This window comes from Aequoribacter fuscus (assembly GCF_009910365.1).
Classification (GTDB): Bacteria; Pseudomonadota; Gammaproteobacteria; order Pseudomonadales; family Halieaceae; genus Aequoribacter; species Aequoribacter fuscus.
Genome location: NZ_CP036423.1, coordinates 967,648 through 993,105 on the forward strand (window position 1 = coordinate 967,648; position 25,458 = coordinate 993,105).

At 51.5% G+C, this 25,458-nt stretch carries 23 protein-coding genes; 17 read left to right on the plus strand and 6 right to left on the minus strand.

All coding sequences use genetic code 11. The annotated features are described in order from the left end of the window. Positions 1-21: 21 nt before the first annotated feature. The gene (locus tag EYZ66_RS04340) at positions 22-804 is read left to right on the plus strand and encodes a DUF1295 domain-containing protein (protein WP_009576079.1); all 783 of its coding nucleotides are present in this window, start codon (positions 22-24) and stop codon (positions 802-804) included. Here EYZ66_RS04340 and EYZ66_RS04345 read toward each other — a convergent pair. Together EYZ66_RS04345 and EYZ66_RS04350 are read right to left on the minus strand one after the other, a co-directional pair. Further along, positions 801-3,044 carry a xanthine dehydrogenase family protein molybdopterin-binding subunit gene (locus tag EYZ66_RS04345; RefSeq protein WP_009576078.1) on the minus strand — a complete coding sequence of 748 codons (2,244 nt, stop codon included), beginning with the start codon at positions 3,042-3,044 and terminating at the stop codon, positions 801-803. The genes EYZ66_RS04340 and EYZ66_RS04345 overlap by 4 nt on opposite strands. Position 3,045: 1 nt before the next feature. Next, positions 3,046-3,522 (minus strand): (2Fe-2S)-binding protein, encoded by a 477-nt coding sequence (locus EYZ66_RS04350; RefSeq protein ID WP_040816778.1) that lies wholly within the window; start codon positions 3,520-3,522, stop codon positions 3,046-3,048. A 135-nt stretch (positions 3,523-3,657) separates the two neighbouring features. Here EYZ66_RS04350 and EYZ66_RS04355 point away from each other — a divergent pair, with 135 nt between their 5' ends. Both EYZ66_RS04355 and EYZ66_RS04360 read left to right on the plus strand, forming a co-directional pair. After that, positions 3,658-4,632, plus strand: coding sequence for a glutathione S-transferase family protein (locus EYZ66_RS04355; RefSeq protein WP_009576076.1), 975 nt, complete (start codon positions 3,658-3,660; stop codon positions 4,630-4,632). Next, positions 4,632-5,462 carry a pirin family protein gene (locus EYZ66_RS04360; RefSeq protein WP_009576075.1) on the plus strand — a complete coding sequence of 277 codons (831 nt, stop codon included), beginning with the start codon at positions 4,632-4,634 and terminating at the stop codon, positions 5,460-5,462. Before EYZ66_RS04355 ends, EYZ66_RS04360 begins: the two co-directional genes overlap by 1 nt. Before the next feature lie 25 nt (positions 5,463-5,487). Here the strand turns inward: EYZ66_RS04360 and EYZ66_RS04365 are convergent, their stop codons facing one another. Next, positions 5,488-5,907, minus strand: a complete 420-nt coding sequence (locus EYZ66_RS04365; RefSeq protein ID WP_009576074.1) for a VOC family protein — start codon at positions 5,905-5,907, stop codon at positions 5,488-5,490. A gap of 253 nt (positions 5,908-6,160) precedes the next feature. Here EYZ66_RS04365 and EYZ66_RS04370 point away from each other — a divergent pair, with 253 nt between their 5' ends. Then, complete coding sequence (locus tag EYZ66_RS04370) at positions 6,161-8,410, plus strand: TonB-dependent receptor (RefSeq protein ID WP_009576072.1); 2,250 nt, start codon at positions 6,161-6,163, stop codon at positions 8,408-8,410. Between the two features lie 118 nt (positions 8,411-8,528). Next, positions 8,529-10,292, plus strand: a complete 1,764-nt coding sequence (locus EYZ66_RS04375) for an N-acyl-D-amino-acid deacylase family protein (RefSeq protein WP_009576071.1) — start codon at positions 8,529-8,531, stop codon at positions 10,290-10,292. A 2-nt stretch (positions 10,293-10,294) separates the two neighbouring features. Here EYZ66_RS04375 and smpB read toward each other — a convergent pair whose 3' ends face one another. Then, positions 10,295-10,777 (minus strand): SsrA-binding protein SmpB, encoded by a 483-nt coding sequence (smpB, locus tag EYZ66_RS04380; protein ID WP_009576070.1) that lies wholly within the window; start codon positions 10,775-10,777, stop codon positions 10,295-10,297. A 99-nt stretch (positions 10,778-10,876) separates the two neighbouring features. Here smpB and EYZ66_RS04385 point away from each other — a divergent pair, with 99 nt between their 5' ends. The 3 genes from EYZ66_RS04385 to EYZ66_RS04395 are packed head-to-tail and all read left to right on the plus strand — an operon-like array spanning position 10,877 to position 13,014. Continuing rightward, the gene (locus tag EYZ66_RS04385; protein ID WP_009576069.1) at positions 10,877-12,232 is read left to right on the plus strand and encodes a sodium-dependent transporter; all 1,356 of its coding nucleotides are present in this window, start codon (positions 10,877-10,879) and stop codon (positions 12,230-12,232) included. A gap of 36 nt (positions 12,233-12,268) precedes the next feature. Beyond that, entirely contained in the window at positions 12,269-12,709 is a 441-nt protein-coding gene (locus tag EYZ66_RS04390) for a type II toxin-antitoxin system RatA family toxin (RefSeq protein WP_009576068.1), read from the plus strand. Further along, the gene (locus EYZ66_RS04395) at positions 12,706-13,014 is read left to right on the plus strand and encodes an RnfH family protein (protein WP_009576067.1); all 309 of its coding nucleotides are present in this window, start codon (positions 12,706-12,708) and stop codon (positions 13,012-13,014) included. Before EYZ66_RS04390 ends, EYZ66_RS04395 begins: the two co-directional genes overlap by 4 nt. Here the strand turns inward: EYZ66_RS04395 and EYZ66_RS04400 are convergent. Further along, complete coding sequence (locus EYZ66_RS04400; RefSeq protein WP_040816777.1) at positions 13,011-13,373, minus strand: outer membrane protein assembly factor BamE; 363 nt, start codon at positions 13,371-13,373, stop codon at positions 13,011-13,013. The genes EYZ66_RS04395 and EYZ66_RS04400 overlap by 4 nt on opposite strands. Before the next feature lie 72 nt (positions 13,374-13,445). Here EYZ66_RS04400 and fur point away from each other — a divergent pair, with 72 nt between their 5' ends. After that, positions 13,446-13,862, plus strand: coding sequence for a ferric iron uptake transcriptional regulator (fur, locus tag EYZ66_RS04405; RefSeq protein ID WP_009576065.1), 417 nt, complete (start codon positions 13,446-13,448; stop codon positions 13,860-13,862). On the opposite strand, the gene recN is transcribed toward fur, so the two are convergent. Further along, positions 13,859-15,511, minus strand: coding sequence for a DNA repair protein RecN (gene recN, locus EYZ66_RS04410; protein WP_009576064.1), 1,653 nt, complete (start codon positions 15,509-15,511; stop codon positions 13,859-13,861). The two genes, fur and recN, sit on opposite strands and share 4 nt — an antisense overlap. A 166-nt stretch (positions 15,512-15,677) precedes the next feature. On the opposite strand from recN, the gene hrcA reads away from it, so the two are divergent. The 8 genes from hrcA (at position 15,678) to EYZ66_RS04450 (ending at position 25,452) form a co-directional block, all read left to right on the plus strand. Beyond that, entirely contained in the window at positions 15,678-16,715 is a 1,038-nt protein-coding gene (hrcA, locus tag EYZ66_RS04415; protein WP_009576063.1) for a heat-inducible transcriptional repressor HrcA, read from the plus strand. Positions 16,716-16,795: 80 nt separating this feature from the next. Beyond that, positions 16,796-17,368: a nucleotide exchange factor GrpE gene (grpE, locus tag EYZ66_RS04420; protein ID WP_009576062.1), complete on the plus strand. Its 573-nt coding sequence runs from the start codon at positions 16,796-16,798 to the stop codon at positions 17,366-17,368. Between the two features lie 100 nt (positions 17,369-17,468). Further along, positions 17,469-19,385: a molecular chaperone DnaK gene (gene dnaK, locus EYZ66_RS04425; protein WP_009576061.1), complete on the plus strand. Its 1,917-nt coding sequence runs from the start codon at positions 17,469-17,471 to the stop codon at positions 19,383-19,385. Between the two features lie 136 nt (positions 19,386-19,521). After that, a complete protein-coding gene (gene dnaJ, locus EYZ66_RS04430; protein ID WP_009576060.1) occupies positions 19,522-20,652 on the plus strand; it encodes a molecular chaperone DnaJ in 1,131 nt (376 codons plus the stop codon). Then, entirely contained in the window at positions 20,649-21,455 is an 807-nt protein-coding gene (gene dapB / locus EYZ66_RS04435) for a 4-hydroxy-tetrahydrodipicolinate reductase (RefSeq protein ID WP_009576059.1), read from the plus strand. Before dnaJ ends, dapB begins: the two co-directional genes overlap by 4 nt. A 10-nt stretch (positions 21,456-21,465) precedes the next feature. Next, entirely contained in the window at positions 21,466-22,320 is an 855-nt protein-coding gene (gene trxA, locus EYZ66_RS04440; RefSeq protein ID WP_009576058.1) for a thioredoxin, read from the plus strand. Positions 22,321-22,516: 196 nt separating this feature from the next. Further along, on the plus strand, positions 22,517-24,253 hold the full coding sequence (locus tag EYZ66_RS04445; RefSeq protein WP_009576057.1) for an alkyl sulfatase dimerization domain-containing protein: 1,737 nt from the start codon (positions 22,517-22,519) through the stop codon (positions 24,251-24,253). Positions 24,254-24,273: 20 nt separating this feature from the next. Further along, entirely contained in the window at positions 24,274-25,452 is a 1,179-nt protein-coding gene (locus tag EYZ66_RS04450; protein WP_009576056.1) for an acyl-CoA dehydrogenase family protein, read from the plus strand. Positions 25,453-25,458: the final 6 nt, after the last annotated feature.

Below are 25,458 nucleotides of genomic sequence, written 5' to 3' on the forward strand. Positions count from 1 at the left end.
AACAATAATTAGGAGAAGCGCATGTTGGAATTATTACTCGCGACGGCAGGGTTGGTGTTAAGCGTGGTGATAGTCTTGTGGGGAGTAAGCATTGCGATTCGCGACGTGAGTATTATCGATATGGCGTTCTCGAGCATAATTGCCGGCGTGATCGTGTTTGTTTACTGGTACTCGAATGCGTCTGGGCAGGCTGCGAATGTAACACTTGGCTTGGTCATTATTTGGGCATTGCGCATGACCGTATACTTAGTCAATCGGAATTGGGGTCACGGCGAAGACGTGCGTTACACCAAGTTGCGGTCGTGGGTGCCGGAGGGGTGGCCTTTTTATTGGTTCAGCTTGCGCCAAGTCTTTCTTTTGCAGGGCGCGGTGATTTGGGTGTTAACGCTGCCGCAGCAAATTGCGTTTGTTTCCGCGCCTGAAACCGCTATGACCATTCTAGGTTGGATTGGCGTAGCCCTGTGGGGTATTGGATTCTTTTTTGAAACCCTGGGCGATTGGCAGCTGTCACGTTTTCGGGCAGACTCGAGCAAAAACGGCACTGTGTTAAATACAGGCCTTTGGCGCTATACACGCCACCCAAATTATTTTGGGGAATTGGCTCAGTGGTGGGGTTTGCTGCTCATTGTCGCGCACGTGCCTTGGGCTTTGGTGGGCGCCGTTGGGGTGGCTATTTATTCGTGGTTGGTGGTGCGCGTTACCGGTAAAGCCACACTCGAGAAAAAAATGAGCAGAGAAAAGCCCGAATACGCGGAGTATGTCCGCCGTACCTCGGGCTTGATTCCCTGGTTTCCCAAAGCCTAGGCTTGCTCGTCAAGTGCCTTGTTAAAGGGCTGATCATAGAGGCGTTTGCCGGTGGCCTGGTAAATGGCGTTCGCGAGCGCCGCGGGGGTCGGCGGCATCGGCGGTTCGCCCAAGCCTGTCGGGTCGACATCGCTTTTAACGAAGTGTACGTCGATTTCCGCTGGGGCTTCGTTAATGCGAAGCATGCGATAATTGGTGAAATTGTTTTTAGAGGGCGTACCTTCTTCAAAGGTCATTTCGCCGTACATCGAGTGACACAAACCATTAATGATGCCGCCTTGCGTCATGTTCGCAGCGGCATCGGGGTTGATCACAATGCCACAATCCAACGCAGAGGTTACCTTGTTGACGAGGGGTTTACCCTGGCTCATTTCCACTTCAATGACGTTCGCGCAGTATGAGCTGTGGCAAAAATAAGCGGCTACACCTAGGTTGCGCCCATCTTTGTTGTCCCAATCCGACTTCTCTCGAACCAGTTTTAAAACGCCCGCATAGCGCTCGGCATCGTAGTCGTTATTGTCGCCCACGGGGTTGGATTTTGCGCGTTCCAGGAGCTCCAAACGGAAATCTATGGGGTCTTTGCCTGCGGCTTCTGCGAGCTCATCCAGAAATGACTGTTCTGCCACCGCCATGAAGTTGGATTCGGGTGCTCGATAGGCCCCTACTGTGATATTGGACGGTATTACCGTATCTTCCGCGAGGTAGTTATCGACCGCACCTGCGGGGAAGCGATTGGGAAATAGAGGAGATTCCGGAATACCCGTGGCACGAATATGGTAGGCCGTAAGCTCGCCTTGCTCGTTGAGCGCCGCGCGCATAGTTGCTTGATAGGCAGGGCGATAAACCCCCACCGTCATGTCGTCTTCACGGGTGTAGGTCAGTAGCACGGGTTGTTTGACGTGCTGCGAAATTAGAGCGGCTTCCACTGCGAAGTGTAAATATAAGCGACGGCCAAAACCGCCGCCCATGCGCGTCATTTGCATCTCGACTTTATCTTTGGGCAGACCCAAGTGCCTAGAGACGCTATCGTGAATGAGTATCGATCCTTGGTGAGGCCCAACTAATTTAGCCGAATCGGATTTAACGTCAGCAAAAAAGTTCATGGGTTCCATGGTGTTATGGGCCAAGAATGGTGCGCTGTAGGTTTGCTCGATCACCTTGTGTGCGTCTTTAAAAGCCTGCTCGGGGTTGCCGTCGCGGCGCTTTTCGGTCAATGCGTGTTGCAAAGTGCTGCGCATACGGCTCGTATGTTCCGAGCTGGATTCAAGCCCGCCAGGGACGGTAACCGTGCTTTTGTTGCCACTGAATCCAACCAAAGGATACTGATACTCTGGCATTTCTTTCCAAGTCGCTTGAACCACTTGCTTTGCTTTTTTAACGCGCCAAGTTGAGTCGCCGACAATGGCAATAATTTCTGGAAAAGCACAGACGTCACTGAAACCACGCACGAAGTCCTCGGGGTACATCGAAATCGAAAATGCATCTACGATGCCAGGCATGGCTTTGATTGCTTCGACGTTAAAGCTTTCGAGCGTTAAACCAAATGCGGGTGGGTGTACGATGCCCGCGTGCAGCATGCCGTCAACACGCCGGTCGATTCCAAATAGCGGTTTCCCGGTAACAATATCCTCGGCTACGACGCTTTTCTTGGATTGGCCAATGAGCGAGAAATCGTTCTTATCTTTTAAAGCGACTTGCTCGGGGATGGCTATTTCAGATGCCGCTGCCGCCATGTCGCCGTACGATGCCGATCGTCCCGAGGCGTGGCTCAGCACTGAATTTTCGGTTTGAATGTCATCAACCGGTACGCCCCATTGTTTGGCCGCGGCTAACTTTAAAAGTTGCTTGGCTGTAGCACCTGCCATGCGTAAGCCGGCCCAGTTAGACCGAACCGACCAGCTGCCCCCTGTGATTTGCATAGGGTATTTGGCGGGGTCGTTGGGCGCTTGCACAGACACGATGTCGGCCCAGTTGGCGTCGAGTTCCTCCGCTACAATCATCGGGAATGAGGTCATCGTACCTTGACCAAAGTCTGGATTTTGAACTTTGATTTCTATGGTGCCATCGGGAGCGATAGACAACACCGCATTAAACTCAAACCAGTCTGCCGGCGCGGGTGCGCCGTTGGCTAGTGCGAGTGGCGCAGTTTTTAGGTTAAAGCCTAATGCCAAGGTGCCGCTGGTCACGGCGAGGTTTTTAATGAAGCTGCGGCGATTCATGCCCGTTTTGATCGTGCTCATCTTACGCCTCCGTTTTCATCTGGGTTGCGGCCAGTTTTACCGCCTCACGAATTCTGACGTAGGTGCCACAGCGGCACAAATTGCCCTGCATGGCATTGTCGATATCTTGGTCGGTGGGGTTGGGATTGTTGGCCAGCAGGGACGAAGCGTTCATAATTTGCCCTGCTTGGCAGTAACCACACTGGGCCACGTCTAGGTCTAACCACGCTTGCTGCACGGGGTGCTTAGTGCCTACGTCGGTTGTGAGCCCTTCGATTGTCGTGATAGACATATCCCCCACGGCGCTTACAGGGATCTGGCATGATCGTACTGCTGAGCCATTTAGATGGATGGTGCAAGCGCCACAGGCTCCTGCGCCACAGCCGAACTTGGTGCCTAGTAAATTTAAACTGTCACGCAATACCCACAGTATTGGGGTATCTGCGTCAACGTCGACAGTAATCTGGTTGCTGTTTACAGTCAGAGTGTAGTTCGGCATGTCCTGTCCCTTGAAAACTTTGTTATTGCCACAACTAATCTTATAGCAGAGTGCAGACGATAAAACAGTGACAATAACGGTTTGTTATGAGAAATCCCGCAATAATGAGGGTTTCAACCTACAGGAATTTTGGATATGGGCTTACTACAGCAGGGTCGTTGGGTTGACCATTGGTACGACACAAGCGCTACGGGTGGCGCATTTAAACGCCAAGATAGTGCGTTTCGTGGGCATGTGGTAGCGCGCGAACATTATCAAGCCGCAGATACTAACTCTTACCCAGCGGAATCTGGACGTTATCATTTGTACGTCTCGTTGGCTTGTCCATGGGCCCACAGGACGCTTGTATTTCGTGTGTTAAAGGAACTTGAGTCGCATATCGATATCACGGTCGTCGAGCCGATTATGCTCGAGAATGGGTGGGAGTTTGGTGTGCCTCTTGATGACATGCAGTTTTTATACGAGCTGTATTTACGGGCTGATCCAACGTATGAAGGCCGAGTAACGGTGCCGGTGTTATGGGATAAGCAAACTCAAACCATCGTCAGTAATGAATCAGCCGATATTATCCGTATGCTCAACAAGGCTTTTGACGAGCTTACCGGTAATACACAGGACTTTTATCCGGAAGATTTACGGACTGAAATTGATGAAGTTAACGAGCGGATTTACAACACTGTAAACAATGGTGTGTACAAGGCGGGGTTCGCCACCACACAAGAAGCCTATGAGGCAGCGGTTTACCCTTTGTTTGACACCTTGGATTGGCTGGAAGAGCGACTCAGTCAACAGGCATTTCTTGTTGGCGACTATTTAACCGAGGCCGATTGGCGACTGTTTACCACGCTTGTTCGTTTTGATGCTGTTTACTTCGGCCACTTCAAAACGAACATTCGCCGTATTCAAGATTACACCAATATCAGTGCCTATCTGCGCCAGCTTTATCAGGTGCCGGGCATTGCGGATACAGTGAACTTTGATCATATCAAGCAGCATTATTACGCCAGTCATACCATGATCAACCCCACGCAAGTAGTGCCTGTCGGCCCGGCTCTCGACTTGTTCGCGCCACACGGCCGCGGCAAACTGTTGGTAAGAGGTGCTAAATAATGCGAAGTTTGGTTCAAGTAATCCGAGCGCAACCCACGCAAGATGGCGCGGGTGTTAAAATACATCGAGTTGCCGGACAAGCGCTTAATGCCATATTAGACCCTTTTTTGATGATCGACGAGATCAACTCAGACAACGCGGATGACTACATCGCCGGTTTTCCAGAGCATCCTCACCGCGGTTTTGAGACGATCACGTACATGAAAGCGGGTAAAATGCGACACCGAGATCACATGGGTAACGAGGGTGTTATCGAGTCGGGCGGGGTGCAGTGGATGACCGCGGGGCGGGGCGTATTGCATTCGGAGATTCCAGAGCAAGAATCGGGATTGTTGCATGGCTTTCAGATTTGGTTGAATTTACCCAGTAACCAAAAAATGATTGATCCCGACTATAAAGACATTCGCGCTGATGTGATGGGGCGAGTTGTATCTGACGGGGTAGCTGACCTACGCGTCGTCGCAGGCCAACTTGGCGTTTTTGGTGAAGTGTTAGACGGTCCAATGAGAGGACGCATGACGCAACCTTTAATTGCAGATCTGGAGATTGCGTCTGATCAGTCCGTAAGTTTGAGTACTGATTTATACGACAGTGTCTTGGTGCTTGTTTATCGTGGACAGACATCAGAGCTATCGACTAAGACCCTTGGTGTTTATGGTCCGGGCTCAGAGCTTTGCTTGCGCTCGGGCGAGGAAGGCGCCTCTGCCCTGATCTTGGCGGGAAAGTCCTTAAAAGAGCCCATCGTCCAGTATGGACCTTTTGTCATGAATACCGAGCAGCAAATTCGCGATGCGATTATGGATTACCGAGCCGGCAGACTCGCGGGCTAGGGTGCGCCTCAACAAAGATTGCGCTCTAATCCACAAAAGGTTCAAAGATAAAGCGATCATCTTCAAACGCCTTAAACTCAAGTGCGTAACCGTTATTGTCGTGAAAGAACATCGTATCTTGCTCGCCGGGCGTTCCTTTGAAACGTCGGCAGGGCTCGATCACAAAATTTACGTTACCCCGAAGCCGCGCCGCCAGCTCGTCGAACTGTTGGGGTTTTAAAATGACACCGAAATGCGGCATGGGTACCTGGTGTTTGTCGACGGGGTTGAAGTACTGCTCGAGCACCGCGCCGCCACAATAATGAAATACCAGCTGATGCCCAAATAAATCTAAGTCTACCCAGGTCTCGTCTTCTCGGCCTACCTTGCATCCTAATACATTGGTGTAAAACGCACGCGTTTCTTGCAGGTTGGCGCAGGGAAGTGCTAGGTGGAAAGGGCGCATACAGTATTCCTTGAGAACGTGATTTGATGATAAACCCAAAGTGCGACTATCTAAAACAGTGTTCACGGACGGCGTTTATTATCTGCGTCAGATCTAATCCCCGTGCACTACAACTTCATCTTTATTAGTACTTGACTTTTGATATTCTTCTTAGGTAAGGTGGCCTGACCACTTTACCAGTGGCGGGGTGACGCTGTATCAATGCCCAAACCGCAGGATAAAAATACTATAAATCATTGATCGGGAGTGAGCGATGAAAGCAATTCAAAAACGTCTAGTAGGTGCGACAGCTTTAGCGGTAATGACCCTAAGTGGTGCTGCTGTAGCGCAAATGCAACTTGAAGAAGTCGTAGTTACGGCGCAAAAACGCGCTGAAAGCGCGCAGGATGTGCCCGTAGCTCTTACCGCAATTAGCGGCGATGCGATTGAAAATATGGGCATCGGCAACATGGGGGATCTAACTCAAATGTCGAGTTCGTTGACGGTGCAAGAATCAGGTAACCGTAACGAAAGCCCCGTATCGATTCGCGGTATTGGTACTTTTTCGTATGCCATTGGTGTTGAGCCATCGGTATCGGTCATTATCGATGAGGTTCCTGTTGCAACGACGGGTCAGGCCTTCGCCAACTTGGCGGATGTCGAGCGCGTTGAAGTCCTACGTGGCCCCCAAAGCACCTTGTTTGGTAAAAATGCCTCGGCTGGTGTGATCAATATCGTCACCAAGAACCCCTCCGAAGAGTTTGAAGGGTCAGTAGAAATTACCGGTGCAGACGACGATTACTATCGTTTTGCGGGTTCAGTTTCGGGTCCCATTAGCGACTCAGTAGGTTTCCGCTTGAACGCGTACTACGATGACTTTGGTGGGAACATCGAAAATGCTCTGGGCGGCGATGATTTACAAGCGACGGAATCGCAAGGCGTTCGTGCCAAGGTACGTTTTGATGCCTCGCAAGATCTGACTGTGACTGTAACAGCTGATTACAATGAGCTTGATCAAACTTTCTCGGCTAGCACTTTCCGTGAAGTATCGCCCGATGCGCAATGGTTGAAAAACTTTGGTCTGGGTGTTTCGCAGGACGTTTGGTTTTCGGGCATTGGTTTAAAAGCGGGTGAAGATAACTTTAAAGGTGCTGCGACCACAATTCCTCGTTCTTCATCAGAAGATTACTCGGTGGCTGTTAAGGTCGAGTATCAAATGGGTGAGCACTCGGTTACGTCGATCACCGGTTGGAGAAACTGGGAGTACACCAACGTCACTGATCTTGACGGCGCCGCCGACTTGTTTGGTAGTTCTTGGGATATGTCCTCACTGTATGAAATTGATCAAATTACACAAGAAATTCGCATTGCCTCTCCAGCTTCAGATACTTTTGAGTATGTGGCCGGTCTTTGGTATTCGCAGTCTGACTACGATCGTGGCTTTGTCCGTAAACCACTCATCCCCGGCACGACCGTTGCGAAGTCAGATTGGTTAGCCTATGCGGGTAACGAGGCACTGTCTGTGTTTGGCCAAGGTACTTGGAAGCTTTCCGAACAATTGAATGTTATCGCCGGTCTTCGCTATCAAACGGAAGACGTTGAGGTCCAGTTTGATAACGCGGTAAATGGCGGTTCATTTGCGGGCTCGGATGACGATTCTGTGATGGTAGGCCGAGCAGCCGTGCAGTATTTTGTAAATGACGACGTCATGCTATACGCAAGCTACGCTCGTGGCTACAAAGGACAGGCCTACAATACCACCAGTTCATTTAATCAGTTCCAAGCAGACAACCCAGTAGACACTGAAGACTCAGATGCTTACGAAGTGGGCATTAAAGGCGACTTCATGGACGGTCGTTTGCGTGTTAACGCTAACTACTTCTTGGTTAACTACACTGGATTCCAGGCACAAAGCGGCGTCATCAATCCTGATACCGGCGCCATTGAGATTTCGTTGGATAACGTGGGTGAGTTAGAGACTTCTGGTGTTGAACTTGATGTGACAGCCTTGCTAAGCGATAACTTGTTGTTAAATGTTGGCGCATCTTGGACGGACGCAACGATTGAAGAGTTCGGTACGGCCGAGTGTTACACCGGGCAAACGGAGGCGCAGGGATGTATTACCGATCCAGTCCTAGGCAGAATTCAGGATCTAGCTGGCAAGCCTTTAAATAACTCTCCTGATCTGAAAGTCGTAGTTGGATTGGATTACGGTTTCAACGTCGATGAAAAGTTTGATGGCTTCATGCGCGCACATTACCAATGGCAGGACGAAGTGAACTTCTCACTGACACAAGACCCACTTACGGTCCTGGGCTCCTACGGCATCCTCAACCTGAGTGCAGGTGTAGAGTCTGCCGATGGGCGTTATACCGTGACCGCGTTTGTGAACAACGCTCTCGATGAGTTCTATGTAACTGCCTTACCTAACTTGTCTTCACTGTACGGTGCGACAGCACTTAGCCAAATCGTACCCCGCAACGCCGAACGCATTATGGGCGTTCGCTTGAAATACAACTTCTAAGGTCTGTTGACCCCCTTTCAAGGCCGCCCAGAGCGGCCTTTTTTTCGCCTGCAAATTGTGCCGAACGGCACTTTGTTTTAGTGTGTATTCTACGACGAAGGTTAAGGCAAGGTGGGGCATGGAATTTGATCTTATTATCAAAAACGGCACGGTGATCGACGGTACGGGTGCCGCGGCGTTTAAAGCTGATGTTGCAGTGCGTGATGGACTCATCGCCGCAGTAGGCCACGACCTCGGCGCAGCCAAAAAAGAGATCGATGCACAGGGCTGTATCGTGACTCCAGGCTTTATTGATATTCACACTCATTACGATGGTCAAGTGACGTGGGACAAAGATATGCGCCCAAGTGTCAATCACGGTGTGAGTACCGTCGTTATGGGCAGCTGTGGCGTAGGCTTCGCGCCGGTTCGACCAAGCGATCATGAGAAGCTGATTCGTTTGATGGAAGGCGTGGAGGATATCCCGGGATCGGCTCTTGCCGAGGGCCTAACATGGGACTGGGAAACACTGCCCGAGTACATGGATTCGATTGCCGCAAAGCCCCACACCATTGACGTTGCAGTTCAGGTAACACACGACCCTCTGCGCGTTTATGTTATGGGTGACCGTGCGGTATCGGATCAAGACGCTACGCAAGAGGATATAGCCGAAATGCAGCGCCTTACCCGAGAGGCGTTGCAAGCCGGAGCGATAGGGTTCTCGACTGGGCGATCGGATGTGCACCGCAGCGCGGATGGCGATTGGACGCCCTCGTCAGAGGCCAGCGCTGCAGAGCTAGAAGGCATAGCGCAGGCGTTTCAAGGCCTCAGTCATGGTGTGTTGCAGGCGGTGAACGATTTTAACCTTGAGCGCGAGGGTGACGCTTTTGACGCCGAATTTGATCTGATCGAGGGGTTTGCAAAAGCGGCAGGCGGGCGTCCGTTCTCGCTGAGTTTAATGCAGCGCGATTTTGCCCCTGATCAGTGGCATCGAATTATTGATCGAACAGAGCGTGCGGTCGAGCAGGGCCTTAACATGCATTTGCAGACCGCACCTCGCGGCATTGGCGTGATTACCGGGTTGCAGTGTACCTTTCACCCTTTTATTGGGTTTCCAAGCTACAAAGCGATTTCCCAGAAGCCCTTGGCAGAGCGGGTGGCGATTATGTCTGACCCCGCGTTTAAGGAGCGCTTGTTGCAAGAAAAGTCTGAAAAAGTAGCGGGTGATGGGACCTCGGTGCCACCCATCACGGACTTGCTGTTGGCCGCGATAGATTATGTAGCGGGTAAAACCTTTCTGCTAGACGATAACCCGAATTACGAGCAAAGCGCTGAGACGTCGGTGTACGCCATGGCGCAAGCGCAGGGGCAGTCGTCTTTGGGCATGCTCTACGACTTGATGTTACAAGATGGCGGTGAGCAGTTGCTGTACTTCCCAATTTACAACTACACGGACATGACCTTCGATGCCGTGCACACAATGATGACGCACCCCCGAGCGATTATGGGTTTGTCGGACGGTGGTGCTCACGTCGGCACTATTTGTGACTCGAGCTTTTCGACGTATTTACTCACCTACTGGGCCAGAGACCGCCAAAGCGGGCCGAAGCTCGCGGTTGAAGAGGCTATTCGAAAACTCACATCAGAACCTGCCGATTACTTGGGTATGTCTGACCGCGGTCGTTTGAGTGTGGGTTTGAAAGCGAATATTAATGTGATCGAGTTTGATCGTTTGCGCTTGTTTGCGCCACAAATGGTCAAAGATCTGCCCGCAGGTGGCCAGCGCCTATTGCAGGATGCCGCGGGCTATCGGTCGATGTTGGTGGCAGGGCGAGAAGTACTCGCGAACGATGTGCTAACGGGTGCTTACCCTGGATCTTTGTATCGAGCAGGGCAGGCGTAACATTACTGTTTGACGTTCTCGCGAACAATGCGCTGTTTTTGTCGGTTCCAGTCGCGCTCTTTGGTTGCATCGCGTTTGTCGTGTGCTTGCTTACCCTGTGCGAGTGCGATTTTTGCCTTGACCAAGTGGCCTTTCCAGTAAAGGCCGGTGCAGACACAAGTTTGGCCTTTTTGCTGAATGGCGGCCAGTATGCGCGCGAGCTCTTTTTTGTGCAGCAATAATTTGCGCGTGCGTGTTGGGTCAGTGACAAAGTGAGTCGATGCCGTGGCGAGTGGCGTGATTTGAGAACCGAGCAAATAGGCTTCGCCATTTTTCATAATGACATAAGAGTCGGTAAGCTGAACCTTGCCCGCGCGCAGACTCTTAACCTCCCAGCCAGTCAATGAGATGCCCGCCTCAAAGTCGTCCAGCAGCTTAAAATCGAAGCTGGCTCGTTTGTTCGAAGCGATTTGGTTACTGCTTTGCTTGGGTTTCTTTTTGCTCATCGGCGCATTATACGTGAACCGCTGGCGCCGCACAGTAATTCTTCTCTTTTCAAAGTGCTTATCCTAGGCCATCCTTAACCGATGGATAGGAGACCCTGATTGTTTTTTATTTCCTCAACACATGATGTCTGGCAATCGAGAACCACGTTCTTTTTTGGCTTGATCGCAGCAACTCTGGGGCTAGGCAATGTCTGGCGCACTGCGGGTTTGGCGGCCGAACACGGAGGCGGCGTGTTTTGGATTGTATATACGCTCTTGATGGTTCTGATCGCTGTGCCTATCGTGTTGTCAGAAGCAGTCGTTGGGCGAGCCGCTAGTGGTGGTGTTGCAAACGCTGTTGAGGTATTTGCACAGCGCTCTGGAACGCCTCGCCGCTGGGGTGGCTTGGGTTTGTTTGCCGCTGCTTCTGCGCTTCTCGCCGCGGTTTCTCTATTGCTGACCTCTGGTTGGGTGATTGCGGTCGGTTTCGATCTGGCTAAAGGTGAGTTTGCCGCGGTCAGCTTGTTGCAGGTCGGAAATTACTTTCAGGCGCTGGATGCCAATCATGACCGTACTCTCGGTCTGAGTTTAAGCGTATTGGCCGGTCTCATTGCGGTATTGATGGTTGGCGTAAAACGCGGCTTGGGCGTCTTTGTATGGCTGGTCAGCTTATTGGTTTTCGCCTTGGTATTTGTGTTGGTCTATCACAGTTTATTGGCAGGCGATGTGGCGGCCGCGGGTACTTATCTGTTCAAGACGGACGCCAACGCAGTAACCTGGAAAACGTTTTTATACGCCCTCATGCAGGCCATGACGACTTTGTGCCTCGGGCTTGGCGTAGTCAGCACTTACGCGACCTATGCGTCCAAAGAAGTCCCTTTAGGCCGCGTGATGCTTGCGATTTGTGTGTTTGATGTCGGTTTTGGGGTGCTGGCTGGCGTGATCGCCTATCCTCTGATTTTTGCTCAAGATATTACTCCCACGGGCGGTTTAAGCCTGCTATTCATTGCGCTCCCGAAGGCTTACGGCAACATTGTTCAAGGTGATTTGATGGGCGGCCTCTACTACCTTATGACGCTGCTTGTCATATCTGGCACTGTCATTGCGCTGCTGCAGGTCGTGGTGACACTTATCATGCAACGGACCCGATTATCACGTTTTGTTGCGGCGCCTTTGGTCGGTCTGTGCGTCGCCGGCTTGCTGTGGGCGATCTATGAGTGGATAGAGTCCCAGACGGGTTACAGCGCGTGGTTAGCTGTGGCCCTGAGTGATCGTTTGCTCAGTACCATACTCCTTCCTTTGGTGGCGCTTGGCTTTGCCTTGTTGGTCGGCTGGCAGGCTAATACGGTGGGTTTGGTGCGAGCCTTGGACCGAGAGAGCCACACATTTATCCGTTTGTGGATGGGTTTGCTGAAATACTTAGTCCCCCTAGCCAGCCTGATTCTGCTGAGCTTGGGGTGGCTGGCGTATTTTTAGCGTGCCGGGGTCCTTGGGAATCGGGTAAAATACGGCATGATAGAAATTAATCGCAGTGCATTGTTGCCATATTCCGCGCGCCAGTTATTTGATTTGGTGTCTGAAATCTCCGCCTATCCTGACTACATTCCTGGCTGTACAGGAGCCAAACTATTAGGTCAGTGGGAGCGCGGTGTAGAGGCAGAGCTGACGGTCTCCGCATTGGGGGTTAAACAGTCGTTCGCAACCCGTAATACGGTGATTGATGGGCAAGAAATCCGCATGGAGTTGTTAAATGGTCCACTGCAACACCTTGTCGGGCGGTGGCTATTTAAACCGCTGTCTGACTCTGCCTGCAAGATCGAACTCAATTTGATATTCGAAACGACAGGTTCCTTAAAAAAAATTGCGGCAAAACAACTGGTTGAACGTACTAGCACCACCGTGGTCGATGCTTTGATTCAACAAGCGCATAAGTTGTTCGGGAGAGCGTCTTGAGCGCGCAAATTACCGTAGAGGTTGCGTATGCCTTGCCAAATAAGCAGCTCATCAAAACCCTTGATGTTCCCGTTGGTACCACAGCTCATCAAGCCGTCAAGCTTTCGGCGATTGCCGAAGCCTTTGATGCGGAGATACCCGAAGATGGCCCTTTGGGTATATTTGGAAAAGCGGTTGCGAATGAGCATGTGTTGCGAGAAGGCGATCGGGTCGAAATATATCGCCCGCTAATTGCTGACCCTAAAGAAGTCCGTAAAGAGCGCGCGGCGAAGGCGCGCATTGCTCGAGCGAAGAATAAACGTTAGTTCGATTCCGTTTCCACGTCTTCGCTGATTTCGCTGCTGGGCGGGATCTTGCTGTCAAAATGGCTTAATACGTCGCCATCGAAGTAAACCGTCAGGCGGTTATCAAGTATCTGTACGTCGCCGCGAGAAAAAACGTAGCGGTAATCCCAACGGTCCTCGTTAAAGGAGTCTTCGACTAGAGGGGTCCCCAGTACAAAGCGCACTTGTCGTCGTGTCATGCCTGGCTTTAGTTGATCAACCATTTCTTGTGTCACAACATTGCCTTGTTCTATGCCGATTCGGTATACGCCCGGGAACCCAACGAAACCACAGCCAGATAGGACAATTGTGGTTATAATGGCGATGAGAATGAGACGCATTGTGAGAAACCTTTAACTATAGTCAGTGCAGTGGCATCATACTGGCCTTAAGCGATAGAGAGAACCCCTAATATGTCTTTTGAAAACCAAGAATTGAAAAAAGCGGGGCTTAAGGTCACATTACCGCGCCTTAAAATCATGCAAATTCTTGAGGCGAGCTCCGAGCAGGGGCAGCACATGAGCGCTGAAGACGTCTACAAGGCCCTCCTTGAAGCTCAAGAAGAAGTGGGGTTGGCAACTGTATACCGGGTTCTCACTCAGTTTGAATCCGCGGGCTTGGTGTCACGCCATAACTTCGAGACGGGCCATTCGGTCTATGAAATTGCGAAAGGCGAGCACCATGACCATATGGTCTGTGTGGATACGGGTGAGGTTATCGAATTCACCGATCCCGTGATTGAAGAGCGCCAGCATCAAATCGCGAAAGAGCACGGGTTTGACTTGGAAGATCATTCCTTAGTGCTCTACGTTCGTAAAAAAAGCCGCTAAGAATATTGCCTCAGTAGCTGCGCTGCGTGCGCCTTGGTCTGATCGGTAATGTTCACTCCGCCGACCATACGGGCTATTTCCTCAACTCGCTGCTCGTTCGAGAGCCGTTCAATGACTGTTCGAACACCGGAATCGTCGTTGTGTTTTGCTATGAGCAGGTGATGGTCGCCTTGGCCTGCCACTTGAGCTAGGTGCGTCACGCACAAAACCTGCGAGTGAGAGGTGAGGCCGTGAAGTCGCTGGCCGACAATGTCCGCCGTCGCGCCGCCAATACCGACATCGACTTCATCAAAAATTAGGGTCGGCGTTACAGCCTGCTGTGCTGTCACGACTTGTATAGCTAGGCTGATGCGAGAGAGTTCACCACCTGACGCAATCTTCGCCAGAGCTTTTAGCTCTCCTTCTCGTTGAGTGGCTATTTTGAATTCGATTTCTTCCGCACCGTAGGGCGATGGGATCTCACTGATATGTGGCGTCAGTGCAATGCCAAAGCGGCACTGGCCCATGGCCAGAGACTGTAACTGATCGTGTACCTCAGATTGCAAATGTTCGGCGGCAGCCTTGCGCTGCCCCGAGAGGGCCTCAGCCGCCCCGCCATAAGCGGCTTGGATGTGTGTTAACTGCCGCTTGAGTTCGGTAATGCGTTCATCTGCACCCAACAGAGCTTCGAGCTCCAGTTCGTAGGTCTGTAATTTTTGGGCAAGCTGGTCAGGCTGGGTACGGTGTTTGCGCGCTAGCTCATAGACCTTATCTAGGCGCTCGGTAATCTCAACCAAGCGCTCGGGGTTTAGTTCTAATTTGTCGGAGCGGCGCTCGATGTCACGACGTGCTTCGTCGACTTGGATGAGAGCAGAGTTCAGGAGTTCATAGGCTTCGCTGGTGAGCCCCGATTTTAGTCCCGATTCGAGTAAGCGTATGGTTTGGCGTAAGCCATCTGATTGTTGCTCACAATGATATGCTGCTTCCGATAACTGCTTGATCAGTGTTTCGCCCTGGCTGAGCAGGTCTTGCTCTTGCTCTAGGCTTTCGAGTTCGTCTGCGCTGAGTATGACGCTTTGCAGTTCCTCCACTTGGTATTCTAAAAAGGCTTTCGCTTCTTGATTGTCAGAGTTGCCTTGGGTAAGTGCATCCAGCTCTTTCTTGACCTCACGGAATTCGTGGGCTAACTCGCGGACTCTGTGCAGGTAAGAGGTGTCGGCAATCAGTGCGTCAAGAATATGTCGGTGTGTCTTTTTATTCATCAGCGATTGGTGTGCGTGCTGACCGTGGATGTCGACCAAAAACTCACCCAGTTCATTGCATTGTTGAGCGGTGCAGGGAACACCATTGATGTACGCTTTGCTTCTACCCTCGCTGGTGACGATACGGCGCAAAACCAAATCGTCATCGCTGTCGAGATGATGCTTTGCCAGCCACGCTTGCGCTTGCGCTAGGCCGTGCAAATCAAAGCTTGCACTGATCTCTGCTTTATCTGCGCCATAACGAACGCTACTAGAGTCGGCTCGGTCGCCCAAGCACAATCCCAGAGCGTCAATTAATATGGATTTGCCCGCGCCCGTTTCGCCCGTAATAACGGTCATGCCGGCGTCGAAATCGATAGCAATATCCTCGACGACAGCAAAATTCTTGATATGAATGTGGGTGAGCATGCGCGGTGTCCTTATAATGCGCTAAGTGGCTACTAAGTCATAGAATACTCACTTAGTATGTCATGAGAAACGGCTGGTGCAAATTGATTCAAAATGGCTGCAATAGACTAGCCTGAATGTGCTGAGTAGGGTATACCTAAGAGTGTTTTAAGAGTAATTAAACGGCATGAAACAAAAAGACGTATCCGAGCGTTCACAACTGGTTTTGCAGGCCTTGGTGAAACGTTATATCCAAGAGGGTGCGCCTGTGGGTTCGAGCACCGTGCGCCAGGAAGCTGGATTGCCTGTTAGTGCGGCAACGGTTCGCAATATCATGTCGGACCTCGAACATAGAGGCTATTTGCACGCTCCGCACACTTCGGCTGGCAGAGTGCCGACGGCTGCGGGCTATCGCTTATACATTGACTCATTGCTGCAGGTGGACATGCCCGATGCGGCAACCTTCCAAGCTCTGCAAAATGAATTGAGTCCCGATCGCAGCTCCCGTGACCTAGTGCAAGTCACCTCCAATCTGCTGGCCGATATCACGGCTCAAGCCGGGCTAGTGACCGTGCCCCGGCCTGACTCAGCACAGTTTCGGCAAGTCGAGTTTTTGCCGCTGTCGGGCAATCGTGTCCTGGTGATTTTGGTCCTGAATCAGCACGAAGTGCAGAATAAAATTATCCACACACATCAAGAGTTTGACGCTGACCAACTGCGCAGTGCTGCGGCGATGATCAACGAGCGTTTCTCGGGACGGAGCTTTCAAGACATTGAGGGCATCATTGCTCAAGAGTTGCGAGAAGCAAAGTCTCGTATCGATCGCTACATGGAAGAAACCCTAGCCTTCGCAAATAAGGCGCTGCACGTAGGTCAATCGAGTACAGAAGATTATCTCATGGCCGGTGAATCTAGGTTGCTAGAGTCCGCTTCGCCCGAGGAGCTCGAGCATCTAAAAAGTTTGTTCCAAGCTCTTGAGAGCAAAAAAGATGTGCTGCATTTGCTAGAGCGTTCCTCGGCTGCAGAGGGCGTTAAGATTTTTATCGGTGAAGAGGCGGGTTTCAACGCTTTGGGTAATTTCTCGTTGGTGACTGCACCCTACGGCGATGGCAAAAAGACGCTGGGTGTTTTGGGCGTCATTGGTCCGAAACGTATGGAGTACAGCCGCGTGATTCCCATTGTTGATCTTACTGCCCGAATGCTCAGCCAGGCTTTGTCGAATTAAAGCCTTGAAAAAACTCAGTTCGTCCCCAAATCACAGGCAGTGTTTTGTTTTTAATTTGATGTGATGAATAGGGGAAAGCCGTGAGTGACCAAAAAGACCACGAACAACCTGAAGTAAACTTAGAAAACGTGCAGGTAGAAGCCGTTGAAACCGCTGATACCGAGCAGCCTGCAGCGGCCGAGCAAATCAGTCCAGAACAGCAAATCGAGGCGTTAGAGCAAGCGCTAGGCGAAGCCAAAGAGGCGGTTTTGCGTGCTCAGGCGGACGCGATTAACGCTCAGCGCCGCGCTGAAAAAGAGATTGAAAAGGCGCGTAAATTTGCGCTTGAGGGGTTCTCGCGCGAAGTCCTCGTCGTCGCTGATAATCTTGAGCGTGCCCTCAGCGTGGTAAATCCCGAAGATGAGTCGGTCAAGCCGATCGTCGAAGGCATTGAGCTCACATTGAAGAGCTTTTCTGACGTGCTCGCCAAATTCAACGTGGAAGCGGTAGATCCCCACGGCGAGCCTTTTGATCCTCAAGTACACCAAGCGATGAGTATGGTGCCCAATCCAGAGGTTGAGCCCAACACTGTGATTGCTGTTATGCAAAAGGGTTACACCTTGAATGGGCGCCTCATTCGCCCCGCTATGGTTATGGTCAGCAAAGCAGATTAAGCCTTTTTTCTCAGGGCCCCTTGAAATAAACGAGCGTGGGCCCATATAGATACCAACGAAATGTAAAGTGCTTTACGAGAGCACGAGTAGGAGAAATATTATGGGTAAAATTATTGGAATCGACTTAGGCACGACGAACTCATGTGTCGCAGTTATGGATGGCGATAAGCCTCGCGTTATCGAGAATTCAGAGGGTGATCGCACCACGCCATCAATCATTGGTTATACCGAAGACGGTGAAATTCTGGTCGGGCAGAGCGCAAAACGTCAGGCCGTTACCAACCCCAAGAACACATTGTTTGCGGTCAAGCGCTTAATCGGTCGCAAGTTCAGTGACGATGTCGTTCAAAAAGATATCAAGATGGTGCCTTATTCGATCGTGGGTGCAGATAACGGCGATGCTTGGGTTGAAGTCAAAGGCAAGAAAATGGCGCCTCCGCAAGTGTCTGCACAAGTTCTGATGAAAATGAAGAAAACCGCGGAGGAGTATTTGGGTGAACCTGTTACCGAGGCGGTCATCACCGTGCCCGCTTACTTCAACGATTCGCAGCGTCAGGCGACCAAAGACGCCGGTAAAATTGCTGGTCTAGAAGTCAAGCGTATTATCAACGAGCCAACTGCTGCCGCTCTTGCCTATGGCATGGATAAAGTCAGTGGAGACAACGTTGTTGCGGTTTATGACTTGGGTGGCGGCACCTTCGACATCTCTATCATTGAGATTGCTGAAGTCGACGGTGAGCACCAGTTTGAAGTGCTGGCGACAAATGGTGATACTTTCTTGGGTGGTGAAGATTTCGACCTTCGCTTGATTGAATACTTGGCGGCTGAGTTCAAGAAAGAGAACGGCATTGACTTGCACAACGATCCGCTAGCCCTGCAGCGCCTTAAAGAAGCCGCTGAGAAGGCGAAGATCGAGCTGTCTAGCTCACAACAGACTGAAGTTAACTTGCCTTACATCACGGCAGATGCGACAGGTCCCAAGCACTTGGTCGTGAAGCTGTCACGCAGCAAGCTAGAGTCATTGGTTGAAGATCTTGTTAAGCGTTCTTTGGAGCCCGTAAAGGTTGCATTGAAGGATGCGGGTCTTAGCCCAAGCGAAATCAACGACGTGATCTTGGTAGGTGGTCAAACCCGCATGCCTTTGGTCCAAAAAGCGGTCACTGATTTCTTCGGTAAAGAGCCCCGCCGCGACGTTAACCCTGACGAGGCGGTCGCGGTAGGTGCATCAATCCAGGGTGCGGTACTGTCGGGTGATGTGAAAGACGTACTGCTACTAGACGTGACGCCTTTGACTTTGGGTATCGAAACGATGGGTGGTGTGGCTACACCGCTGATCGAGAAGAATACGACTATTCCAACGAAAAAGTCGCAGGTTTTCTCGACAGCGGATGACAACCAAACCGCAGTTACCATTCACGTGGTGCAGGGCGAACGTAAGCAAGCGGCGCAAAATAAATCTTTGGGGCGCTTTGACTTGGCGGATATCCCGCCCGCACCTCGCGGCATGCCACAGATCGAAGTGACTTTCGATTTGGATGCCAATGGTATTTTGAATGTGTCGGCGAAAGATAAGGCGACGGGCAAAGAGCAATCAATCCGTATTACTGCGTCTAGCGGCTTGTCGGATGACGAAATCGAAGCCATGGTGCGCGATGCCGAGGCGAATGCCGAAGCCGATGCAAAATTCGAAGCCCTGATTGCAGCGCGCAACAGTTGTGAAGGTATGGTGCACGCCGCGAAAAACACCTTGAAAGAAGCTGCAGAGCACGCGACAGATGAAGAGAAATCGGCGATTGAAGCGGCTATTGCAGAAGCAGAAGAGGCGTTGAAAGGCGACGATAAGGATGCTATCGAAGCCGCCGCGGCTAAAGTGACTGAGGCAACGAGCCCTGTCGCTCAGAAGATGTATCAAGCGCAAGCCGCCGCCGGCGAGCAAGCGCAAGGTGCTGATGCGCAAGATACCGCCGACGATGCCGTAGACGCTGAGTTCGAAGAAGTGAAAGACGACAAGAAGTAATCTTCTGTCGAAACGGACTCGACACCCAGTGTCGGTGTACAATGAACCATCAGCGCGGGTCTTAGTGCCCGCGTTGTTGTAATTGGATTATTAAAGACAGCGTGTGCTGTTGCTAACTAAATGCGATTGAGTTGTCATGTCAAAACGCGATTATTATGAAGTGCTAGGGGTTGCTCAAAACGCCGACGAGAAGGACATTAAAAAGGCCTATCGTCGTATAGCGATGAAATTCCACCCCGATCGAAACTCGGACGACCCCAAAGCCGATGAAAAATTTAAAGAAGCAACTGAGGCCTACGAAGTTTTAACGGACAAAGAAAAGCGGTCTGCTTATGACCGTTTTGGTCACGCGGCGGTCGATGGTTCAGCAGGCGGTGGCGGTGGTGGTTTCAGTGACGGTGGCTTTGGGGATATTTTCGGAGATGTCTTTGGCGATATTTTCGGTGGTGGTCGCGGTCGCTCATCGGGCCCGCAGCGCGGTTCGGACTTGCGTTACACGCTAGACATTTCGCTTGAAGATGCCGTTAACGGTAAAACCGTTGAAATCAAGGTGCCGACACTGGATTCGTGTGACACTTGCGATGGGTCAGGCGCTAAGCCAGGCTCTAGCCCCAAAACTTGCGATACGTGTGGCGGTGTGGGGCAGGTTCGTATGCAGCAGGGCTTTTTCCAAGTTCAGCAGACCTGCCCGAGCTGTCGCGGGCGCGGTAAGACGATCAGCGATCCTTGTGGAAGTTGCCGGGGTCAAGGGCGAGTGGAGCGCACTAAAACCTTATCGGTTAAAGTCCCACCGGGCGTCGATACCGGCGATCGTATACGCTTGTCTGGCGAGGGCGAGGCTGGACCTAACGGCGGTCCAAAAGGCGATCTGTTTGTCGAGATGTCGGTGCGACAGCACCCTATCTTTGAGCGTGATGGCAAGCACTTGTATTGTGATGTGCCGATTACTTTTGCCGACGCGGCCTTGGGTGGCGAGCTTGAGGTGCCGACGCTTGAAGGGCGCGTTAAGTTGAAGATTCCAGAGGGGACTCAAACGGGTAAACTGTTCCGCCTGCGCGGGAAGGGTGTAAAACCTGTTCGCGGCGGTGCGGTGGGTGATTTATTATGCCGTGTCACGGTAGAAACCCCGGTAGAACTAAGCAAGCATCAAAAAGAGCTACTGCAGGCGTTTCAAGCGAGCTTAACCGAGGGTGGTAAAAAACAGTCGCCCAAGCAAACAAGTTGGTTTGAAGGCGTCAAAAACTTTTTTGACGATATGAAATTATGAGTATTCGAGTAGGTGTTATCGGCGCGGCAGGCCGAATGGGACGGACGCTGATTGAGGCCCTTGCTCAGCACGAGGGTTTAACCTTGGCGGGTGCAACCGAACGACCAGAGAGTTCTTTAATTGGCGCAGACGCTGGCGAACTCGCGGGTCTCGGCAAGCTGGGTGTCGCTATCGCCGGGTCGGTACAAGATATCGTGGCTGATATTGATGTCTTGATCGACTTTTCATCGCCGTCAGCAACACTGGACCATTTAAAAGCCTGTAAATCCAGCGGCACCGCAATTGTGATCGGAACAACGGGCTTTACCGTGGAGCAAGAATCTCAGATTACGGCTGCCGCACAGCACATTCCAGTGTGCAAAGCCTCTAACTTCAGCACCGGTGTCAATTTGTGCTTTAAGTTGCTCGATATGGCAGCGCGCGTATTGGGCGATGATGTTGATATTGAAGTCATCGAGGCGCATCACCGGCACAAAGTGGATGCACCCTCCGGCACGGCTTTGAGCATGGGCGGTGTGGTCGCCAATGCCTTAGGGCGTGATTTGGCTGAGGTGGCCGTTTATGGTCGTGAGGGGCAAACCGGTGCGCGCGACCGAGATACCATTGGGTTTGCAACTGTCCGCGCAGGCGATATCGTTGGTGATCACACCGTGCTGTTCGCCGCAGAGGGTGAACGGGTAGAGATCACGCATAAAGCATCAAGCCGAATGTCGTTTGCGCGAGGTGCGTTACGAGCGGCTCAATGGGTCGTATCAAAACCTGCCTCGCTGTACGACATGCAAGACGTTCTCAATTTGAAGTAAGGACTGCCATATGACCGACTACATAGTGAATATCGACGAAAGCAACGCGATGCGTATGCTTATTGAAGAATCTAATGTTCGCCCTGTAGTGGTCGACTTTTGGGCTGATTGGTGCGGACCATGTAAGACCTTGATGCCCATTCTTGAGAAACTGGCGCACGAGTACGCAGGTGCGTTTTTACTGGCGAAGGTCAATGCGGACGAGCAGCAAAATATTGCGGGCCAGTTTGGTGTGCGCAGTCTGCCCACAGTAATGGTTATTCAAAATGGCCAGCCTGTTGACGGTTTTGCCGGGGCGCAACCTGAGGCCCAAGTGCGTGAGTTGCTTCAAAAATACTTGCCCAGCCCCTGGGCTGCCGCTCTAGAGGAAGCTGCGCGATTGATGCAGGCAGGAGATCAGCAGGCCGCTTTAACCCTGCTTCGCAAGGCGTACGATGACTCAAATCAAGATTTGGATATAGCGCTGAACTTGGCGCATGTGTTGATCCAGTGTAATCGGTTTGCCGAGGCAGAAACGGTACTGGAGAACATCCGGTTTGTGGATCGTGATGCTCGTTACGAGCAGTTAATGGCTGAGTTGGCCCTGAAGCAAGAGGCTTCGAAGTCGCCCGAAACAGCGGCTTTGGAGGCTGAGCTGGCGTCCGACGCGGACAACTTGGATTTAAGGGTGGATTTGGCCGTTCAATATTCCGTCGACGGGCATCATGCTGATGCACTGGAGCAGCTGATGCTCGTATTAAAAGTCAATCGTGATCACAACAATGGCGGTACTAAGAAGCGCATGCTCGATATTATTGCAAGTCTTGGTAAGGGCGACCCAATCGCCGTAGATTATCAGCGCAAGCTCTTCGGTTTGCTCTACTAGACCATCGGTTATGGCCCGATTGTGCCGGGCGCGTAAGCGAACTTCCCTGAGTTTTATCAGACTTTGACATCGGCCTCTGCCTTCGAATACAGAGGCCCCCGCATTCTGAGCGTTTTGGTGTTGTCAGTGTCAACTCCCTGTGATACTTTGCTGTTTTTCCAAAAATCATACTCTAAGTTCAAATTGGTAAAGCTAGATGAAGCTGAGACTCAGTGCACTTTACGTTGCTATAGCGCTCGCAGGTTGCGGTGAGCGGCCAGAGTCTATTGAGCCTACAGCCACATCCGGTAGCGATGCTCTGGTTGCGCATAGCCAGGTCTTTGAACAACGTATTGAAAATCCAGCGCCCGGTGTTTACGTCGCTATCGGTTATGCGCTGGCGAATAGCATTTGGATTGATGGTGAGGATGGCGCTATAGTCGTTGACACCACCGAGTCCCGTGGTGCAGCAGAAGCGGTTCTGCAGGAGTTCAGGCGTTATTCCGATAAGCCCGTCAAGGCGATTATATACACTCATAACCATGCTGATCACATTATGGGTGCCTCGGTGTTTGCCGAGGGAGATGATGTCCAGATACTGTCTCATGAGACACTGCCCAAGCACGTGGCTCGCGTCACCAACGTCTTATTGCCCACGATAGAAACCAACGCCATGCGGATGTTTGGTGAACGGCTCGCTGAAGGTGGTGAAGCAATCATCAACGACGGTATTGGCCCGGAACTGAAGCAGATTGGCGCCAAGGATGGACTTGGGGCACGGGGTTATTTGCCACCAAATCGGACCTTTAATGATCGCCTCGATTTGGACATCGAGGGGGTTAAGTTAAGTTTGATTCATGCCCCAGGCGAGACTGATGACCAAATTGTAGTGTGGCTCCCAGACCTGAGGGTGCTTCTGCCTGGTGATAATGTGTATAAAGCCTTTCCCAATCTCTACACCATTCGAGGAACCCCGTATCGCGATGTGCGCAAGTGGTCTGAGAGTGTTAGGGCGATGGCCAAGCTTAACCCTCAAGTGATGGTGCCAAGCCATACGGAACCGGTTGTCGGTGAGGCAACTATTGACGCGTTGCTTACGGATTACGCGGATGCCATTCAGTTTGTGCACGATCAGACTATTCGTTTGATCAACGAGGGTTTGCGCCCCGATGAAATTGTTCAGCGAATTCAGCTGCCACAAAACCTTGCCAAACATCCTTGGTTACAGCCGTTTTATGGCACAGTAGAGTGGGCCGCGCGCTCGGTCTATTCGGGGTACCTAGGTTGGTTTGATGGAGACAGCGTAGATTTGTTCCCGACACCCAAGCGGACAAAAGCGGCCCGTCTGATAGCCTTGATGGGTGGTGTCGACGCGGTGTTAAGCGAGGCCAGTCGGCATGTGAAGCAAGACCCACAGTGGGCTGCGGAGTTAGCCGATTACGTGAGCGCAGCGGATTCCAGTAACACTCAAGCTCGGGTGCTGAAGGCGTCTGCTTTGCGGGCTATGGCTGGAGTAGAAGTCAACCCAAATGCCAGAAACTGGTACCTATCCGAAGCTTTAGAGCTGGAGGGTAAGGTCGTATTTGAGCCAAGGCCGACAGACGCTGAGCGTTTGGCTTACGCGCAAACCTTCCCGATCGAAAATGTCTTAGAGCTTATGACCGTGTCATTGAACCCCACCAAAAGTGCGGGGGTTAGCGCGAGTGTCGAATTTGTTTTTCCCGATCAAAGTAAACGGTTCTTACTCACCGTGCGTAACCAGATACTACTGATCGATCGTTTGAATGAACCTGCAGCAGACGCGGTCCGAGTAACCGTAAAGGCCAGTGACTGGGTAGCTCTGGTGACTCAAAACGATTCTTTACCCGAGGCTTTGGCCAGCGGACGGGTAGCCACAGATGGTGTCAGCGATCTGCCGGCTTTACTGAAGTTCTTAGCAATGTTTACCGATTAACAAAGAAGAGGTGATTTAACGTGGATACACGATTTTCAGATGAAGACCTCGCCTTCAGAGATGAAGTGCGTGCATTTTTCAAGAATGAATACACTCAGGAACTGCAGGATCGAATGAAGGATAAAGCGACCTTCAAGGCGGCGGTGATTGAATGGCAGAAAAAGCTCCACGCTAAAGGTTGGATTGCTCCCGGTTGGCCTGTTCAATATGGCGGTACCGGCTGGACCCCAACCCAGAAGTACATTTATGACTCGGAGCGCGCCTCGGCAGGTGTTCGCGACAACGTCCCCTTTGGATTAACCATGGTGGGTCCCGTGATCTACAACTTTGGTACCGAAGAGCAAAAAGCACAATTCTTGCCTCGAATCTTAGCCAGTGATGACTGGTGGTGTCAGGGTTACTCTGAGCCAGGATCAGGCTCAGATTTGGCGTCCTTAAAGACCAAAGCAGAGCGCGATGGCGACGACTACATCGTTAATGGCGCAAAAATTTGGACCACCTATGCGCAGTACGCCGATTGGATTTTCTGTTTGGTGCGCACCAGCAATGAGGGCAAGAAACAAGAGGGTATCAGCTTCCTGCTGATCGATATGAAAACCCCCGGAATCAAAGTGAACCCTATTGTTTCTATCGATAACCACCACAGCTTAAACGAGGTCGAATTCAACAACGTTCGTGTTCCTGTAGCGAATCGTATCGGCGAAGAGAACCGCGGTTGGCACATTGCGAAATCCTTGCTTGAGCACGAACGTACCGGTATTGCCGGCGTGGCCGACTGTAAGCGCGCTGTGACTGAAATTAAACGACTCGCGTCCGTCGAAGTGAACGGTGGTAAGGCTTTGATCGAAAATCCCAACTTTCAAAGTCGTTTGGCCGATATCGATATTGAATTAATGGCGTTGGAGTACACGGAATTGCGTGTGCTGGCCAGCCTTTCGAGCGGGGGTGCACCTGGCCCTGAGTCATCAATGTTAAAAATCAAAGGCACCGAGATGCAGCAGGCAACTCAAACTTTAATGATGGATTTGGCCGCTTATTATCAGGGCGTATTGCCAACAGATCTTAGCCCCGAAGTGCTCGGACATTCCTTTGGTTCGCAAGCTCGTCAGTCGTTTATGTACGGCCGTGCCTCCACCATTTATGGTGGTTCGAACGAAGTACAGAAAAACATCATCGCGAAAGCCGTGCTTGGCTTGTAAAGAAGG

Bases quoted from the DNA above. Each gene is read 5' to 3' on its own strand.
- EYZ66_RS04355 (WP_009576076.1), top strand. From the start codon at position 3,658: ATGGGCTTACTACAGCAGGGTCGTTGGGTTGACCATTGGTACGACACA.
- EYZ66_RS04345 (WP_009576078.1), bottom strand. From the start codon at position 3,044: ATGAGCACGATCAAAACGGGCATGAATCGCCGCAGCTTCATTAAAAAC.
- recN (WP_009576064.1), bottom strand. From the start codon at position 15,511: ATGCTCACCCACATTCATATCAAGAATTTTGCTGTCGTCGAGGATATT.
- trxA (WP_009576058.1), top strand. From the start codon at position 21,466: ATGACCGACTACATAGTGAATATCGACGAAAGCAACGCGATGCGTATG.
- EYZ66_RS04400 (WP_040816777.1), bottom strand. From the start codon at position 13,373: ATGCGTCTCATTCTCATCGCCATTATAACCACAATTGTCCTATCTGGC.
- dnaJ (WP_009576060.1), top strand. From the start codon at position 19,522: ATGTCAAAACGCGATTATTATGAAGTGCTAGGGGTTGCTCAAAACGCC.
- EYZ66_RS04360 (WP_009576075.1), top strand. From the start codon at position 4,632: ATGCGAAGTTTGGTTCAAGTAATCCGAGCGCAACCCACGCAAGATGGC.
- EYZ66_RS04365 (WP_009576074.1), bottom strand. From the start codon at position 5,907: ATGCGCCCTTTCCACCTAGCACTTCCCTGCGCCAACCTGCAAGAAACG.
- EYZ66_RS04340 (WP_009576079.1), top strand. From the start codon at position 22: ATGTTGGAATTATTACTCGCGACGGCAGGGTTGGTGTTAAGCGTGGTG.
- fur (WP_009576065.1), top strand. From the start codon at position 13,446: ATGTCTTTTGAAAACCAAGAATTGAAAAAAGCGGGGCTTAAGGTCACA.
- smpB (WP_009576070.1), bottom strand. From the start codon at position 10,777: ATGAGCAAAAAGAAACCCAAGCAAAGCAGTAACCAAATCGCTTCGAAC.
- hrcA (WP_009576063.1), top strand. From the start codon at position 15,678: ATGAAACAAAAAGACGTATCCGAGCGTTCACAACTGGTTTTGCAGGCC.
- EYZ66_RS04350 (WP_040816778.1), bottom strand. From the start codon at position 3,522: ATGCCGAACTACACTCTGACTGTAAACAGCAACCAGATTACTGTCGAC.
- EYZ66_RS04375 (WP_009576071.1), top strand. From the start codon at position 8,529: ATGGAATTTGATCTTATTATCAAAAACGGCACGGTGATCGACGGTACG.
- EYZ66_RS04445 (WP_009576057.1), top strand. From the start codon at position 22,517: ATGAAGCTGAGACTCAGTGCACTTTACGTTGCTATAGCGCTCGCAGGT.
- dapB (WP_009576059.1), top strand. From the start codon at position 20,649: ATGAGTATTCGAGTAGGTGTTATCGGCGCGGCAGGCCGAATGGGACGG.
- EYZ66_RS04370 (WP_009576072.1), top strand. From the start codon at position 6,161: ATGAAAGCAATTCAAAAACGTCTAGTAGGTGCGACAGCTTTAGCGGTA.
- EYZ66_RS04390 (WP_009576068.1), top strand. From the start codon at position 12,269: ATGATAGAAATTAATCGCAGTGCATTGTTGCCATATTCCGCGCGCCAG.
- dnaK (WP_009576061.1), top strand. From the start codon at position 17,469: ATGGGTAAAATTATTGGAATCGACTTAGGCACGACGAACTCATGTGTC.